Source organism: Rhodococcus sp. SBT000017, assembly GCF_003688915.1.
Lineage (GTDB): Bacteria > Actinomycetota > Actinomycetes > Mycobacteriales > Mycobacteriaceae > Rhodococcoides.
The window spans coordinates 205932-223522 of sequence record NZ_REFU01000002.1; the positions used below are offsets into that span (position 1 = coordinate 205932).

The following is a 17591-nucleotide window of genomic DNA, read 5'->3' on the forward strand; positions in this document are numbered from 1 at the left end:
GACTGGTTGCGTGATGGCTTGCGTCAGTTGTGTACGGGCTGATCGACGAACACCTGCGCGCCCCGCTCGAGTTTGACGAGGTGATCGCACAGGTCGAAGTAGCGATCGTCGTGGGTCACGACGATCACGATGCGGCCTTCGTCGCGAATGCGCGGAAGGATGTCGGTGTAGAAGCGGTGGCGGTTCTCCGGATCCTGTTCTGCGGCCCACTCGTCGAGCACCACGACATCGCGTGGGTCGGCCAGCGTTTCCACCAGGGCCAGCCGCTTGCGCTGTCCGCTCGAGAGTCCCTCGAAGATCAGCCGTTCCCCGTCGAGCTCGACGACCGCGTCGAGACCGAGCTCGTGCAGCCAGTAGCGGGCACGCGCGGCGACCTCGGGATCGGCCGACCGCAACCGTCCGAACACGAACGAGTCGGCGAAGCAAGCCGAGACGTTCTCCCGATAGGCGACGATCTCGTTGGGTGAGAGGGCACTGCCGTCGACCTCGAGCGATCCACCGTCCGGGGTGTACAACCCGGCCAGTACGCGGCCCAATGTGCTTTTGCCGCTGCCGTTTCCGCCCACGAGGAAGGTGATGGTGCCGCGGGCGAAGCGCTGTGTCACCGGTCCGATCGCGAAGGCCTCCCCTGGCGAGGCAGCGTCGTACGCGAATGTCATACCCTCGACGCCTATCTCGTCGACCACGGCGGGTCGCTCGACGTCGACGACAACTTCGCTGTCCTCGCGCAGTGTCGCGACCTCGCCGATTCGGCGCAGTGCCACGACGGCACGCGACAGAACCGGTCCGATGTTGAGCACGGTGACGAGCGGGGTGTTGAGGTACAGAACCGCCAGGGCGACACCGACCCGATCCTGCGCCGGAATACCGAGGGCGTCCCCGCCGAAGGCGACGGCACCGACGCACGCCAGGAAGAGCATCTGCCCCCAGTACCCCGTGACGAGGCTGACGGTGGAACCTCTGACGACACTGCGCGCGTAGTCGGCCGATTGCCGACGCAGGTCCTGCTCCACCAGGGATGCCCTCAGCCGGGAGCTGAGCTTGACGTCCTTGAAGCCGTGCGTGATGGCCTGGTATGTCTCGTGCAGTCCGTCCTGAGCTTCTCGTGCTCGGTACATGTGAGCTCCGGCTTTGCCATTCGCGAACGCGTACGCACTGCCGCCGATGACGATGACCAGCACCAAGACTCCCAGCGCAACGGGCGAGAGTATGCCCACGTACCCCAGTGCACAGATGACGATCACCGAGTTGATGAGCAGCAACGGCAAGGACTGGACGGCCTGACCCACGGCGGCGAGGTCCTCGGTGAGCACCGCCATCGCGCGGGCCGTGCGGAACGACTCGAATCCGCGCAGCGGCACCGACAGAAGGTCGTCGACGAGCTTCGTGCGCAGTCGGTCGACCGACTTCTGTGTCACCCGCACCAACGCGTTCGAGGCCAACGCACCGGACAGCAGTACCGCCACGGCCGCCGCGACGAACGGTGCCAGTGCGTCGAGTCCGGTGTCGGAGGTCACCGCGCTGGTGATGGTCGCAACCATGACGATGGTGGCAACACCGGTGACGATTCCCGCAATCACGGCCAGGGCCGAGATTCCGCGACCGCCTCGAAGTAGAACTGCGAGCAATGTTTTCATGACGAGGTGTCTCCTTCGGTGGCGTCGACCGCTGTCGCCGCATCGGCCAGTGCTGCGCGGTACGCCTGGATGATCCGTCGGTGCCGCGGCGGTGACACACGGGCGGTGTCGACGACGAGCATCAACGCGAGCCGATGCTCGGGTGGGTGTATCGAGAACGTCGCCATCAGGGCGAAGTCGGTGTCCTCCTGCGAGAAGTGGGAATCGTCGTCTTTCGATCCGAAGGTGTGCGTCTTCTCGATGTCCGAAAGACGATGGAAACGAACGAAATTGAATCCGTAGTCGAACAACGGTCCCTTGCCGACGGCCGTCGTGATGTCCACGTTCGGCAGGCGTCGGTGCGGCATCAAGGCTGCCTCGGTGCGAGCGCATTCCTCCGCTGTCGCGATCGGATCGGCCAGGGCACGCAGCTGCAGCGGCAGCATGTTCAGGAACATCCCGCGGGCGTCGACACCGCCCTCGCGCTCGAGCCGGCCGTTCGCGGTTGTACCGGTGACCAGTTCACGATCGCCGAAGACGTCGGCCAGCGCGTGAACGTGCACGGCCATCGCGAGGTGACGAACCGAAATACCTGCTGCTGCGGCACGTTCACGCAGAGCGTCGGCGTCGATCTCGGTGCGCCGGACGTGTCTGTCACCGATGCTGCGAACATCGGCTACCCGGCGCGGCCGGACGCCGCGCAGGTGCTCGGCCCAGGCCTGCGATGTCGCTGCGGACGATTGCGCACGTCGTTCTGCTGCAACGTAGTCGACGAACTTGACGGGTACGGGTGGGTAGCGGGTGTCGTACGCCTGATCTCGTCGGAGCAGAGCGTTGTGTCGGTCGACGACCTCGGCCAGTGTCGAGGTCCAACTCCACCCGTCGAGTACGAGGTGGCTGTCGCTGATGATCAGCTGGTCCTCCCCCGGCGCGACGCGAACCAGCGTGAGGCGGAACAGCGGTGCCCGGTCGAGGTCGAACGGGCGCACCCGTTCCGCGGAGACGATCTCGTCGATCACCGCATCGGCGTCCGAACCGGCAGGCACCGAGACCACCGACAGGGGTGTGGCCACGTGCCGATGCACCAATTGCAGGGGCTCCGCTGCACTCCACTCGTCGACGGAGGTGCGCAGCACCTCGTGCCTGCGCACGGTATCGGCGAGTGCCACTCGAAACGCCAACGGATCGAGCCCGCCGCGAATGCGCACGCTGACCGTGTTGTGGTAGACGCCAACGGCCGAATCGGAGCGAATATGGAACAACATGCCCTCCTGCGCTGCCGACAACGGGTACGCATCGGCCACGTCGTAGGGCAGGCCATCACGAACCTCGGCGTCGATCAGCGAGAACGGCAGCAGCTCTTCGTCTTCGGGCTCGGTCCTGGGCCCACGATCTGCAACGAGTGCGGCAAGTTCTCTCAGACTCGATGCGCCGAGTACATCGCCGATTCCGAGTTCTGTTCCACGCGAGCGGGCATCGCTGACGAGGCGGACCGCGAGAATCGAATCGCCGCCGTTGGCCAGGAACGACCGGTCTTCGTCGTGCGACCGAACTCCCAGCGCATCGGTGAGTGCGCGCTCGAACCACCCTCGGGCAGAATCCGATTCGTCACGCTGCCTCACCTCCGGCGGGAGCGCCACAGCAGTCAGCGACTCCACTCGCCGATCGAGCTTGCCGTTGACCGTCACCGGGAACTCGCGCACGCGATGGATTCGGTCGGGTACCTCGTAGGCGGCCAGGCCATCGGCTGCACCGGCGTACAGATCGGCGCAGTCGTCGGCGGCGTCGACGAACGCGAGCAGACGGTTCTCGTGGGCGACGACGCAGGCCCGCCGAACGCCGGGGAGCTGCTCGAGCACGGCCTCGACACCGGCCGTTTCGATCCGGTGTCCGCGAACCTTCACCTGAGAGTCGATGCGACCATCGACGTGCAGTTCCCGTGGTGCGAGCCACCGGCCCTTGTCGCCGGTGAGGTAGAGCCTCGAACCGGGCAGAGCATCGGGAAACGGATCGGGAACGAAGCGTGACGCTGTCAATCGACCGCGTCCGAGATAGCCGAGAGCCAGACCTGCGCCACGAACGGTGATCTGGCCTTCGAGGCCCCTCGGCAGTGCCCGCCCGGCCGCGTCGATCACGACGACGTCGAGATGTGCGAGCGGTTCCCCCACCTGGACGGCGGAGGCCTCGAGATCGGTCCGGGTGACCACCCGCCGAGTGGTGTGCACCGTGGTCTCGGTGGCACCGAGCATGTTGATGACTTCGACGCTCCCCGCAGGGTGTTCGACTGCGTCGAGCCACTGCTGCACGTAGCCGGACGAGACCTGTTCCCCGCCGAGCACCACGCGTCGCAGCGACGGCAGAACCGGCCGCGCCGCAATGAGCGACCCGAACGCCGAGTTCGTCAGCGACACAACGCTCACACTGTCCGCGTTCAGCCGCACGGCCAATTCGAAGGGGTCGCGAGCGACGTCCTCCTCGTAGATCACGACGCGCGCCCCGCGGGAGAGCGCCGTCCATATCTCCCAGACACTGAAGTCGAAGGTGAACGCGTGCACGGCGGAGACGATGTCGCTCGGCTCGATGATCGACGCGGTGGCATCGCGCAGCGCCAACAGATTGGCGTGAGTGACCGGGACACCCTTGGGAGTGCCGGTGGTGCCCGAGGTGAAGATGACGTACGCGGGGAGACCTGACACGACAGTCGGCAGCTCGACCGCATCGACCTCGGGAACCACCGGTTCGCGGTCGATCGCGTCGAGACCGGGCGGAGCATCGGCGGCGTCCGAGAACACACCCGACTTCGCATTCGACTGTGCCGCAATGGAAGCGATGCGCGCTGCTCCGTGCCGAGTGTCCACCGGAACATAGGCTGCTCCGAGCGCCATGATCGCCGCAGCCCATGCCACGAACTCGTGGTCACGCTCGACCGACAACAGGACTGCGTCTCCGCGGACCACGCCGTGCTGCGTCAGAACTCCTGCACGCACCCGAATTTCCCGAACCAGCTCCGCACGCGTGAGGGTGCGATCGGGTGCCACCAGCGCTACTCGGGAATCGTCTGTCGCGGACAGCAGCGGCGCGAGAATCGAGGTGTCGAGCGTCGATCGAGACGCCGTCCTACCCGTGAGTCCGACCGAGAGTTCCCCGACGGGCACGGACGAATCTGCGTGGAGCACGGTGAGCAGGACGTCTCGAATGCCGTCGTGTGTCACCGCCGACCAACCCGGCAGCGCCGACTCGATCTGCACCTCCGGCGATTCGGTCGCCGAGATACTCACCGTCAGTGCGGCTTTCATCTCACCTGTGTGCACTGCGACAGGCCGAGCTGTCGCGCCGCCCAGCGCGATGTCGGACCGATCGACGCTCTGGACGTTGACGAACACCTCGGTCGGCAGAAAGAACTCGGGGTCATCGCGGCGGAGGTCGCCGACCACGCCTGCCAGATCCACATCTGCATGCGCGCTCGCATCCTCGACCAGTGCTTCGATGCGGCTACGAACCGTGCCGAGACTGTCGGACTCGCACACCTCGACGACCAGAGGCACGGTGCTCACGAGTGGGCCGACCACGTCGAATTCCTCGACCTCTCGACGGTTGGCCAGTGGCACCGACAGGCACAGAACCTCCGAGCCCAAAAGCCTCGACAGCGTGACGGCCACTGCAGTGAACCAGCTCGTGGCATCCCGGCGACCGGCCTTCACCGGGCCACGGCTTACGACGGGTTCGCCGGGCTCGGACGGCCGCCAGGCGCGGTGATACGGCACCGTGGACAGGTGGTCCGTCCACCACGACCTCGACGAACGCCGAACGCGGACAACATCGCGGTACCGGGGACGAGTCCGCATCGAGGACGTACCCGGTTCGGCGAGCTCCCGGGCGATGTCGGTGATCAGGAGCGACACCGAATGGCCGTCGATCACGGCATGGTGAAACACCATGGCGATGCGGTCCGAGCGTCCCTCTCGGCGAAACAGCGCGACCCGCACCAACGGTCCGCTCGACCACCCACGTGCAAGCAGTTCCTCGGTCGCGGCGTCCAAGTCGGCCACGACAGCGATCTCGGGAACGATCGGACCGACGGGTTCGAGAGCGAAGCCGGGGCCGTCCGCGTCGACGATGCGCGTGGCGAACACGTCGTGCGCTGCCAGGACCTCGAGGATCGCCGCGAGCACGCGTGCGCTGTCTCCGCCGTCCAGATCGAACACACACGGCACCGAATATGCGGTCGACGGTGCAGCGCAGTGCGCTCTCCAGAGCCGTTCCTGGTACGGGCTCGGTGCCCGCAGATCTGCGGCCTCCTTCGCGTCGACCCCCGTGTCTGCGACAGCGAGGAGGAGGTCGATGTCGCTCACCGTTTCGCCCCGTTCAACGATGCGGCCATTCGGTCGAGGTGGGCGACGTCGACGCGCTCGAGGAGTAGGTCTTCGTGTTCACCCAGGGTGTCGCGTTGCTTGAAATCCTGAAGCGAGACGTCCACTTTGAGGATGCGCCGGTAGAGCGCGACGATCTTGAGCTGCTTCATCGAATCGCCGCCGAGCGCAACGATGGACGACGACCGAGTCGGCTCGGATCCGAGCACGGACGTCCAGATCGTCTCGAGCACGCGGTGCGGCGGCGCGGGCGCTGCCGCTGCCGCCGTCGGTTCGAGGCCTGCCGACACAGCCGGCCGGTCCGCGTGCCGGGCGAGGGCCGCGACGTCGACCTTGCCCACCTCGGTACGAGGAATCTCGGCCACCCAACGCACCCGGCTGGTGCGCAATTCGCGTCGCCAGGTGGTGTCGATTCGTTCTCGCACCGATCCGAGCACATCGTCCCGCTGTTGCGGTGCGCATTCGACGACGACTTCGATCCCGCCGTCCACCACGACCACGGCGGCTCTCGTCACCCCCGGGACGACGGCGATGTCGTTGCGCAGAGCCTCGAGGTCGGTGCGGACTCCGTTGACCTTCACTTCGGCATCGGTACGGCCGAGATAGACCAGCCCGTCGGACGTGGCTCGCACCCGGTCGCCGGTCGCGTACATCCTGGTGCCCGATCCGGTTCCGCAGTCCACTGCCATGGGCAGGAACGAGGCCGCGGTGCGACGCGTGTCGCCGTGGTAGCCCCGCGCAACGCTGTCGCCCGCGATATGCAGGGTCCCGACAGCGCCTACGGGTACTGGGGTGAGGCGGTCATCGAGTACCACTGCGACCGAACCACGGATCGCGGCGCCGATGGGCGTGCGATCGCGCCTGCGGGTGACCTCGCGCAACCACGTTGCGTTGGAGGTGCATTCGGACGGTCCGTACAGGTTGACGATACGTACGCCCGGCCACAGAGCCCGGGTGCGGTCGACCAGAACCGGATCGAGCGCCTCACCACCGAGCAGTAGCGTTCCCTGCGTCGTGATCGGACGGTGCGTCGCCACGTCCAGGAATTGATTCCACACGGCCGGCACCGTGTTGATCGACACGTTGTCGATCGCAGTGGCGCGGTCGATCTCCCGTAGTACGTCGCCCGACTCGGGCAGCACCACCGTGCCCCCGGCGGTGAGCTGCCCCCAGATCTGCTTGACGATGGCGTCGAATTCAGGAGCGCTGAGGACCGGCATGGTCACCCCTGGGCCGCAGAGGTTCTCGGCCTCGAGAAACGCGCAGTAGGCCGACAACTGAGCCCGTTCGACGACGATCGCCTTCGGCTTCCCCGACGTTCCCGACGTGAACTGCACGTACGCGGCGGCGGAGGCCGACGTTCGATCGAACCCGCCGGAGGCCGATTCCTGATCCGAGGCGATGGTCGATGCGATGCGGGCATAACCGGATTCGTCGTCGGAGGACAACAACAGATAGGCGCGCCCCGAGATCAGGGCTCCGAGCAGTTCCACCACCGAGCCGATCGACCGATCGAATCGCACCGCAACCACCTGACCGGCTCGTGATGCATCGAGTTCGTCGGCACGCACCTCGGCGGCGCGGACCAGGTCCGCATAGTCGACAGCCGCGGTAGCGGAACGAATTGCAGTGCGGTCGGGTGTGATTCGGGCATGTCTGCGGATGCGCTCGACGACATCGACGTTCTCGAACTGTTCGGCCGCGGGCAAAGGCACGTGACCGGCGATACCCGCGTCGAGTCGGCGTGCCGTTTCGGTCGCGATGGAGTGCGCGACCAACGAATCGAGTGTCCACCCGTCCGCCTGCCCCGAGACCTCCACCCGTTCGGATGTGGCCGTGATGGTGATGTCACCGGCGTCCACCACCCAACCGGCACCGGTACGCGTCGTCCGCAGCGAACCGATAGTGCCTTCCCCCAACAGAAACGGTGTCAGCGCAGCATGGATGGCGGCCTCGACAGCATCGACGGAGGTGTCGGCCACGTGCGCCGTCACCCCGTTCGGTTCGTGGCCTGCGCTGTCGTCGACCGCGACCCAGGCCCCGGCCAAACGAGCGAACAACGTATCGGCGGTCATACCCAACTCCCCTCTCCGGTCATGCACACCCGCACCTCCCGGGAGCCGGTGTACGGCTGCCGTCCGTGTGCGAAGCGGCGATTGTCGACGATGGTCAGATCTCCTGCCGCCCAGGGCACAGCGGTCGATGTCGCGTCGACCGCATCACGTACCGCGCTGATGTCGGATTCGACGAACGGCGTGCCGTCACCGAGCAGAGTGTTCTTGGGAATTCCGTCCTCACCCACGACGTCGAGCAAGTCCTCTCGCACCCCTGACGGCAGCGTGCGCACGTTGAACGCGACCATCTGGTTGAACCACGACTCGACGCCGCCCTCGCTGTCTCGGTACGCAGGCAGGGTCCACGACGACGTGACGACGTCACCGTCGATGCGCACGTCCTCTCCGCGTCGGGCGGCAGCGTCGAGAAGCTCGGCCTCGTCGTTCACGCCGTATGCGCTGCGCCAGTCGGTGCCGAGCAGCGGGTGAAAGGCGCGCCGGTACCGGATGCCGAGGAGACGGAGCCGCTCGGCAAGCGTGCTCGGAATTCGCTCGGCGATCGCCACAGTCGATGCAAGCGGAGTGGCCCCGCCCGAACGTGGAGGCTGCGCACAGCAGAATGCGAGGTAGAGCGGCCAGGTACGCGAGTACGCCATCTCCGAGTGCAGATCGATCGCATACTCGGACGGGAAATCCGTGGACGAGTACACGTTTCGATCGATTCGGGTACGCGGCGTTGCGCCGCCGTGGTACTCGAGTGGCGCAGCGCCCGTCACGGTTTCGGTGATCGCGTCGAACTCGCGAACTGCCTCTCCGAGACCGCGCAGCCGCAGCACGCCCTCGGTCGTGAGAATCTCGCGGAGTTCGATCAGATGGGAATCGATCCACGCGGTCGCGTCGGCCCCGACGTCGATCGCCGTGCTGGTGGTGGTGGTCAACGTGTACTCCTCGGTGCAGAGTCGGCTGTGGTGCTGATGGGCAGATCGGGAACGCGTCGGTCCGTGGAATCGGCAGGCTCGGCGAGCTCGGCCAGGATCGCGAGAAGATCACACAGGATGCGGTGTCCGTCCTGCTCGGTCACCTGCTCCAGATCGCAGTTGAGGGTCACCTCGATGCCCGACGCGCCGCCGTGGTCGATCACCGACACGGTCAGCGCAAGGCCCGTGCGTTCACGGGTAGACAGCACATCGACGGGGCGACCGAGAAACTCTGCGGCCGAACCGGTTCCTCGCGCGTCGTCGACGATCACCGCGGTCTCGTACATGGCACCGACACCGGCCGTGACGGCATCATTTGGATCATGTTCGTGCACATCGGATTCGGCCTCTGTTCGCAGAGCGCTGTGCATCGACTTCAGCAGAACGTCGACATCGGCGGGCAGTCGCACGTCCAGCGTGCGGGTTTCGATGTACATGCCGGGCGCATCGTCGTGGCCCGCCGGACGGTGTTGTCCCACACTGCCGAACCGCACGTGCCGACCGGACCGGCCGAGCAGCAGTGCCCAGCCGGCGTGGGCAAGTGATGCCAGAGTGACACCGCGTCGGGCGGCGGCCCGCCGGAGCTGCCGAGCAGCCCCCGGTTCGACGGAGCGGGTCAGATCGATGTTCCCGTGGCCCGCCGCGGGTGCGTCCGGATCGAGTGGTGGCAGCAGCGTGGCCGGGGAACGGTCGAGGGAGGGGGGCCGGTGCCGATTCGCCGATACCACCATGTGCAGGAGCATCCGGTGATCGGCGTCCGTCGGCACGGGTCGATCGAAATAGTGATCGTTTATGTGCTGCAGCAGCATTCGGACAGTCCAGCCATCGGCGACGAGATGATGGAAGGTCAGGGCCAGTGCACCGTTCGAGATGGTGGCCCGAAAGAGCGCCGAACCGTGTGCAAGAGAATCGACTTCGATCCCGGCATCGAGGGTGTCGGACACGAAGACCGGTTCGGCGTGCGCTCGCACCACCAGGATGGGATCGGCGAGCCCCTCCCATACGATGTCGCCGCGTAGAAGGGGCATCACCGCGACCGCGGATCGGACGGCTGCGCACAACCGGTCGACCTCCACGCCGTCCGGCAGTCTCAGGACGATCTGCTCGACGTACGCAGCAGCGGGATCGGAACCGCTGCGCAGGTACATCGCCTCCTGAACTTCGGTGAGCGGCGCGAGGGCCTCGACAGGCCCGGAAGCAAGTACGTCGTCGATCGTGTTGCCGCGCAGATCGATCGCACACAGTCCTGCCTCGACCGCAATCGGCCGGGCCGTCGTCGCGGCTGTCACCGCCGCGACGATCGCATCCGCGACCAGTTCCGCCGACTCCCCGTCCACGTGTTCGACCGCCACGACGAATTCCCCGCCTCTGAACCAGGCGTCGATCTGTACGGCGACCGGTCGCGCAGCGTGCGCGGCACGCAGGTGCCCCTCGCCGTACGCACCCGCCGAGCCCGTCCGATCGGCGTCGAGCCTCCCGACGTAGTTCACGCCGACGTGTGGACGCAGTCCCGGGCACGGATCCGACCCGAGGACGTACCGCAGGACCGTGGGCAGCTGGCCGGTCGCGCCGAGACACGTTCTTCTCGAGCGGATCTCGGCGATCTGCTCGCCCGGTGTCGCGGGGTGCACCGGAACCGCGGACAGTCCGGTGAACCACCCGACGGTTCGGGTGAGATCGATACCCTCCGCATCGAGCTCACGTCCGTGCGTCTCGACTTCGATGACGACCGGCGATGCGCCTGCTGTCTCGGCGTACGCCGTGACCGCCGCCGACTGCAGGATCTCCTCGACGCTGGCGCCGATCGCTGCCGTCGCCGCGTCGATCACCGCTGCGGGAACACTTCGGTGCACCGAGACCGCGTCGCCCTCGGTGCCCGGGTCGACGCGTCCGGCATCAGCGCCTGTCGGCGTCAGTCCTCGATAGGCCGCGCGGCATCGCTCGTACGCACCGGGCGCGCTCGCGTCGGAGGCCAGCCATTGCACCCACTCGTGAACGCTGGTGCGCTCGGACGGAAGACGAGCGCCGTCGTTGCCGTGAGCGATGGCCTCGATCAGGTCGCCCGCAACGATGTGCAGGGACACGACATCCATGACCAGGTGATGCGCCAGCACGATGATCGTGGCCGCACCCGAGTCCATAGCTCGGACGACACCGAAACCGATCGGTGTGCCGTTGTCGATGCCGACTCGGCCGGTCAACCGGTTGAACACCCGCTTGCACGCGTTCGTCACTTCGTGTTCGACCGTGTCGAAGAAGAACAGAACAGGGCATGCCTCCGTGAGAACGAACTCCCGAACCGAGTCCGTTTCTTCGAGTCGGACGCGAAGCATCGGGTGTACGCGAAGCACCTCCGCTACTGCCGCGTCCACGTGGGCACTGTCCGGCAGGAAGTCCAGATCGAGCCGAATTGCCATGTTCCACTGCGCGATCGGCTCGCTCGACACGCGATCGCTGAACCAGTGCACTGCCGGCGGTAGGAGTCTGCTGCGATTCGGCTGGGTACCGTCGGCCATGGCAGACGGGTCGACGGATGCGGTTGCCACCAGGGCATCGACGGTGCCGTCGGCGAGGGCTACCCGTACGTCGAGTACGACACCGCTGCGCCGCACTATCGCCGACAGTTCCAGCGCACGCAGCGAATCGCCTCCGGCGGAGACGAACCCGACGTTTCGATCGGTGACTCCGAGAACCTCCCGCACCGCCGAGGTGACGATCCCGTCGATGTCGGCGGCGTCGCCGGGGTCACCCACGGCTGAGGTACCGGCGAGAATCCGAGTCCGCAACGCGACGTCGTCCACTTTCCCGTTTCGGGTCAGCGGCAACTCGGGGACCACGTGCACACGCGACGGCACCAGATGGGCAGGCAGGGTGGTTCCCATTGCCGCACGAACGGACCGAGCGTCCCTGTCTCGAACCACGACAACGCATTCGATGCGCACCGCCACACCGTCGCTGGGTGCTACGAGCAGTGCGCGCGCCGAGACCACGCCGTCCACTGCAACCGCCGCGGTCTCGATCTCGGCCGGATCGACTCGGTATCCTCGGACCTTCGCCTGACGGTCGACCCGGCCGACGAACGTGATGGAACCGTCGGCAGCCCTGAAGCCGAGATCTGCAGTGCGATACATCCGTTCGCCCGCCGATGCTCCGGTGACCGAGTTCGGCCGGAACGCATCGGCCGTACTTCGGGGGTCTCCCAGATAGCCTGCGGCCAGAATGCCGGTCAGCCAGATCTCGCCGATCACGCCGTCGGCGACCTGCAGCAGATCGGGGCCGAGGACCGCCGCACCGCGGCCCGGCTGCGACGTTCCGATCGGGAGTGGATCGATCGCCCGGCCGTCGACGCGGTGGGCGAGCGCCGTCACCACCGCCTCCGTCGGGCCGTACGCGTTCCAGAGCGCCACCCCGTCCGGTACGCGAGTTGCCCACGCCGGCAACGCCTCTCCACCGACGATGACCGTGCGCACGGTCGGGGGCAGCGCAGCGGAGGTGAACTGGGTCCAATAGCCCGTGGGCGGGTTGAACACAGTGACGGCGAAGTCCTTCAGGAACTGTGCGAGTTCGGTCGGCGCAACGATGTCCTTCGGTCTGCCCACCGCCGTAGCACCGACATACAGTGCACCCAACAACTGTTCGAGCGACGCATCGAACGCCACGGAGCCGAACACCAACACGACGTCGGTCGGCCGATAGTCGAAACGCGAGCACGTACCGGAAAGATGGCGAGCAAGTGCGCCGTGCTCCACAGCGATCACCTTGGGCTCACCGGTGGTGCCGGACGTGAAGATCAGGTATGCGAGATGATCGGCCGAGCTCGCCCCGGAACTCGGCGGCAGCGCCACGGTCGACCGCACGGCCCGCTCGCCCGGCACCAACGACCAGTGCGCACCGGATCGGGCGAGCATGGCGTCGATTCGCTGGGCCGGAAGGTCGTCGTCGACGACCAGCCAGGTGGCACCCACGGTCACGATCGCGAGAAGCGTACGGGCCAGCGACACGGACGCCGGTGCGTGCACGGCCACCACGTGCCCTGGCGCGACACCGACGGCACGCAATCGAGCCGCGTCGTCTCTACGAAGCTCGTCCAGTTCGGCGTAGGTCGAGCGGACGCGACCGTCGACCAGGGCGACCTGAGCGGGATGGTTCCGCGCGTTCTCGGCGAATCTCTCGACCATCGAAACCGCTTGTTCGACAGCGTGATCGATCTCTCGGTGCACGGGGGCGGCGAGGATCGCCGCCACCGGAGTATCACCCGTGGCAGTCGCGAGCCCCGAGAGCACGGCTCGAACTCGTCGAGCCACGGCTCCTGCGGCTGCCGGCGAGACCCTCGTGGTGTCGACGTGCAGATGCAGCGCGCTCGTCGGCCATGTCCGGTACTGCAGAACCAGTGCGAACTCGGTCTGTTCGACGAGCTCCACCGATGCCGTCTCGATCCCTGGTCCGAACGAGAGCGCCGACGGATCGAGGGGATAGTTCTCGACGACAACGAGGGTCTCCGGTGCCCACCCGGTGGCAACAGGTCCGTCCATTGCGGCGGCCACCTGATCGGCGACCAGAGCACCGAGGTCGGCGAGTTCGGTGACGTCGGTCCACGTCGAGGTGATCGGGTCGATCCGCACGAACATCCCCACCGCGCGATCCATCCCCGGTGTACCGATGTAACGGCCGCTGCCGACCATGCCGTGCTCGACGGTCTGCACTCCGAAGACACTTCCGAGCACCAGCGACCACACCGTGTTGACCAGTGCGGCCTCCGTGATGCCGAGTCGGTCGGCCACGACATCGAGATCGACTGGTGGAGTGATGGTGTGGGTCCGGGTGGCACCGAGTTCGAGCTCCGTCGGCGAGGTCAGCCTCTCCACCAGAGGGCGTGCACTCGATCGATGGGCGGCAACGGACTCGTCCGCCGACGACTCGAATCCGGCTTGTCTTTCGCCGACGTCGCCCGAGCGATACGCGGCCGCGAGGCCGCCGACTATCACCGGAAGGGACCAACCGTCGGCGATTGCGTGGTGATGAGTCCACAGGACCCGCACACCTTCCGCGTGCGGCGCAATCAGCACCCGCGAGAGCGGGTCGACCGGCAGGGTGAAGCCGCGCGCACGATCTTCGGTCAGCACGTCGGTCCAATTCACGACCTCGTGGCGGACGTCGATCGGAACGGTGCCTGCTCGTCCGGTGTCGAGGGTGAGGTACGGGGCCGCAGTGGCGTGCGCACCGAGGACTGGGAAGGCCTCGAACACGGCTCGCCACGCGGCGGCGAGCCGGACCACGTCGACATCACCCGACAGTTCGAGCACCAACTGCTCGACGTAGACCCCCGGGGACGACGCCTGCGCGGTCTGCAGCAGCATCGCTCGTTGAGCACGGCTGGTGGCGAGCGCATCCGTCCGATCGCCTGTGGGCCGGACCGAGGGAACCACCTCCTGTCCGGCGACGAGCGACAGTTCGCGTAGCGGTACCGGTGCCAGAAGTCGGCGCGGTGACAGCTGCACACCCCGTCGGTGCAAAAATCCCACGACCCGCATAGCGGCGATCGAGTCACCGCCGTGCTCGACGAACGTTCGACTCGCGTCGACCTCTCGCGACAACGCACGCCGAACCGCATCCAGGAGTAGGCCGTCGGTGTCGGTGGAGGGCACATCGGCCGCATCGCGCTCGGTCGTCGGGACCGCGACCTCGGACAACAATGCCGCAACCGCACGCCTGTCCACCTTGCCGTTGACATTGCGCGGGATGGACTCGACGACCCGCACAGCGCGCGGCGCGAGATGTGCAGGCACCTCCTCGCGAATGCGCGAGAGCATCGCTTCGACATCCACGTCTGCGAACACGGCATCGTCGACGGCGATGACGAGGTCGCGGCGTCCACCAGGCCCCGTCGCGACACCCGCGACGCACTGATGCCCGGTGATCCGACGCACCACCGCTTCGACCTCGCGCGGTTCGATACGAAACCCGGAAATCTTGAATTGCTCGTCGACTCGGCCGTCGAACAACAGCCGACCGTCGGATCCGATCCGCACTCGATCCCCGGTTGCGTACACCCGCCGTCCGCCGGTCCCCCACGGATCGGGCCGAAACTTGTCGGCCGTCGCGCGCGGGTCGCCGTCGTATCCGTAGGCCAGTGTGCCGGTCAGGTGAAGTTCTCCTGGCGTGCCTGCCGGGACCGGGCGACCGGACTCGTCGACCACGCGAGTACCGATACCGGGGACTGCTCGCCCGATCGTGACCGGCTCACTCGCCGCGACGTGATCGGCGGTCGACCAGATCGCACTTTCGGACGGGCCGTACTCGTTGGTCAGTGTGGCACCGGGAAGTCTCGCATGGTGTCGATCGACCAGAGCCTCGGTGCACTCCTCGCCCGCGACGATCACCTGTCGCAGCGAGAACAGGCTCGCGGACTCGTCGAGCAGTGCCTCGTACAGCGACGGGATGGCAAGTACGTGGGTGACACCCCGATGGGCGACGATATCGGCCAGTTCTGCGGTCGAGCGCGGTTCCCCGGTGTCGACGAGCAACAGCTCACCGCCCCGCACCAACGTCCAGAACAGACCGGCGTATGCACTGTCGAACGACAGCGACGACAGGTGCAGAAAGCGTTGCGGCTCTTCGTCGTACACGACATCGCGGGCAGCCGTGGAGTACGCCAGAGCTGTGCGACCGACGAGCACCCTTTTCGGCCGTCCGGTCGATCCCGAGGTGTGCACGGCGTATGCAGCACGCGTCGGAGGTGTGCGGTCCGGTATCGGAAGCGCACCGGCCGTGGGACTCCCGACCGCACCGCCGTGTTCGATGACGGCCCCTGCGAACGTCTCGGGAATCGCGCCCCTCGTACCGGTCGCGACGACGACCACGTCGAGGCCGGCGAGCATGATGGCACGGCGCTGCTCGGGATACATCGGGTCCACGACGACGAAAGCGTTGCCGGACAACATCACCCCGAGCATTGCGGCCACCGTGTCGGGCTCTTTCGGCATCGACACGGCCACGATCTCGCCCCGTCGACCGCTCAGCAGGCGGGCCACCCGACTCGCCGAATGCCACAGGTCTGCGTAATTCAGCCGGTCCGAACCGGACGACACTGCGGAACGGTTGGGGTGCGAACGCGCGATGTCTCCGATTCGTGCGATCACATCGGCAGGTGGCGGAGCAGGCTCGCGATCGGCCGGATGCACCCAACCCGAACCGAAGCGACCCGGTTCGACGAAAGCGATGGACGCCGGTCCCGATAGGCGCTGGAGATCGTCTCGGATGTGTTCGGCGATCAGCACTGCGGCACGGTGATGCCGCGGTCCGAAATGCACTGCACAGACATATCTTCCGTGCACCAGTCCGACCTGGAATCTCAGATCGAATTGGCCGGTCTGAGAGGGCACCGGATACGGGTTCGCCCGATAATCCGACAGATCGAATTCCCATCGATCGCCGAGAACGAAGGCAGTGCCGAACGCCAGATGTGACGGCTCGTAGAGAAAGGTGGTGCGAGTCAGGTGTGCCGGTTCGTCGGCGTACTGTGCGTACTCCGAGAGCGGAAGGCGTCCGTGGCGCCTGGCACCCGCAATGGCCGCGCCTGCTGCCCGAAGGTCGTCGTCGAACGAGAGCCCCACACGCGAACGCGCCACTGCGAGTTGGGTGAAGCTGCCCAGCGTCGTCAGATGTCGTTCGTCGCGCTGCAGCACCGGCATTCCGACAGCGATGTCGGCGGCGCTGGAGGTCGAGACGGCGGCGAGAGCGCGCTGGAAGGCTGCGAGGAACAGTGCGGCCGGCGACACCGCGGCGGACTTCGCATGTGCGCGAAGAGCGTCGGCGACGTCGGGCTCGGCCTCGAAACGCACGAACGGTTCGAGAGGGTCGTGAGCGGGGTCGGTCGAGGTCGGCAGATCGGCCAGCGGATCGTTCGAGTAGCCCTCGACTGCAGCACGCCAGTACGCTCGATCTGCTTCCGCGTCGGCGGATCGCAGGTAGGCCTGCTCGGCATCGACGAACTGCTCGAAGTTCGCTCCTGGATCGATCGTCGTTCCCGGTTCGCCGAATTCGAGCGCTCGCAGGTTCGCGAAGTATTCGTTGAGAATCAGTGGTGCGCTCGCGACGTCGATCAAGATGTGATGGACCACCAGCGACACCACGGCACGGTGCCCGTCACAACGGACCGCCGCGCGGACGAGGGGGCCGGCGAACAGGTCGAACGGTTGCATCGCACGAAGCGCGAGGTCCTCTCGCACACTCCGGTCACGCACATCGGGCACCTGAGCAACGTCGACCGACATCGACCCGTCGGCCGTCTGGAATCGGAACCCGCTGTCGTGAGCCACAATTCGGCTCGTCAGAACCGGGTGCCGTCGCAGTGCGTCCTCCCACGCCGATCGGTGCGCGGCCGCCGATGCCGCACTCGCAACGATCACCGACGCCACGACGTTGTTCCCCACATCCGTGGGTTCGGCGATCTGGTCGAACAGCATCGCCGACTGAGCGGCGGTCAATCGATTCATCTCGCAGATCTCCCATGGGCTGGCGTCGGAATCCCCGAAGGCGCGACGCGCATCGGCTCCGACGGTGCAATGCGGGGTA

5 protein-coding genes are annotated in these 17591 nt (G+C 66.7%); all 5 read right to left on the reverse strand.

Annotation, left to right across the window (positions count from 1 at the left end; all coding sequences use genetic code 11):
- Positions 1 to 23: 23 nt before the first annotated feature.
- The 5 genes from AYK61_RS22155 to AYK61_RS22175 are packed head-to-tail and all read right to left on the reverse strand — an operon-like array spanning position 24 to position 17512.
- Positions 24 to 1637, reverse strand: a complete 1614-nt coding sequence (locus AYK61_RS22155) for a cyclic peptide export ABC transporter (protein ID WP_121873130.1) — start codon at positions 1635 to 1637, stop codon at positions 24 to 26.
- Positions 1634 to 5968 (reverse strand): condensation domain-containing protein, encoded by a 4335-nt coding sequence (locus AYK61_RS22160; RefSeq protein ID WP_121873131.1) that lies wholly within the window; start codon positions 5966 to 5968, stop codon positions 1634 to 1636. The genes AYK61_RS22155 and AYK61_RS22160 overlap by 4 nt, the downstream gene beginning before the upstream one ends.
- Positions 5965 to 8061, reverse strand: coding sequence for a non-ribosomal peptide synthetase (locus AYK61_RS22165; RefSeq protein WP_121873132.1), 2097 nt, complete (start codon positions 8059 to 8061; stop codon positions 5965 to 5967). The genes AYK61_RS22160 and AYK61_RS22165 overlap by 4 nt, the downstream gene beginning before the upstream one ends.
- Positions 8058 to 8978: a TauD/TfdA family dioxygenase gene (locus AYK61_RS22170; protein ID WP_121873133.1), complete on the reverse strand. Its 921-nt coding sequence runs from the start codon at positions 8976 to 8978 to the stop codon at positions 8058 to 8060. The genes AYK61_RS22165 and AYK61_RS22170 overlap by 4 nt, the downstream gene beginning before the upstream one ends.
- Complete coding sequence (locus tag AYK61_RS22175) at positions 8975 to 17512, reverse strand: AMP-binding protein (RefSeq protein ID WP_183130501.1); 8538 nt, start codon at positions 17510 to 17512, stop codon at positions 8975 to 8977. The genes AYK61_RS22170 and AYK61_RS22175 overlap by 4 nt, the downstream gene beginning before the upstream one ends.
- Between the last annotated feature and the right edge of the window lie 79 nt (positions 17513 to 17591).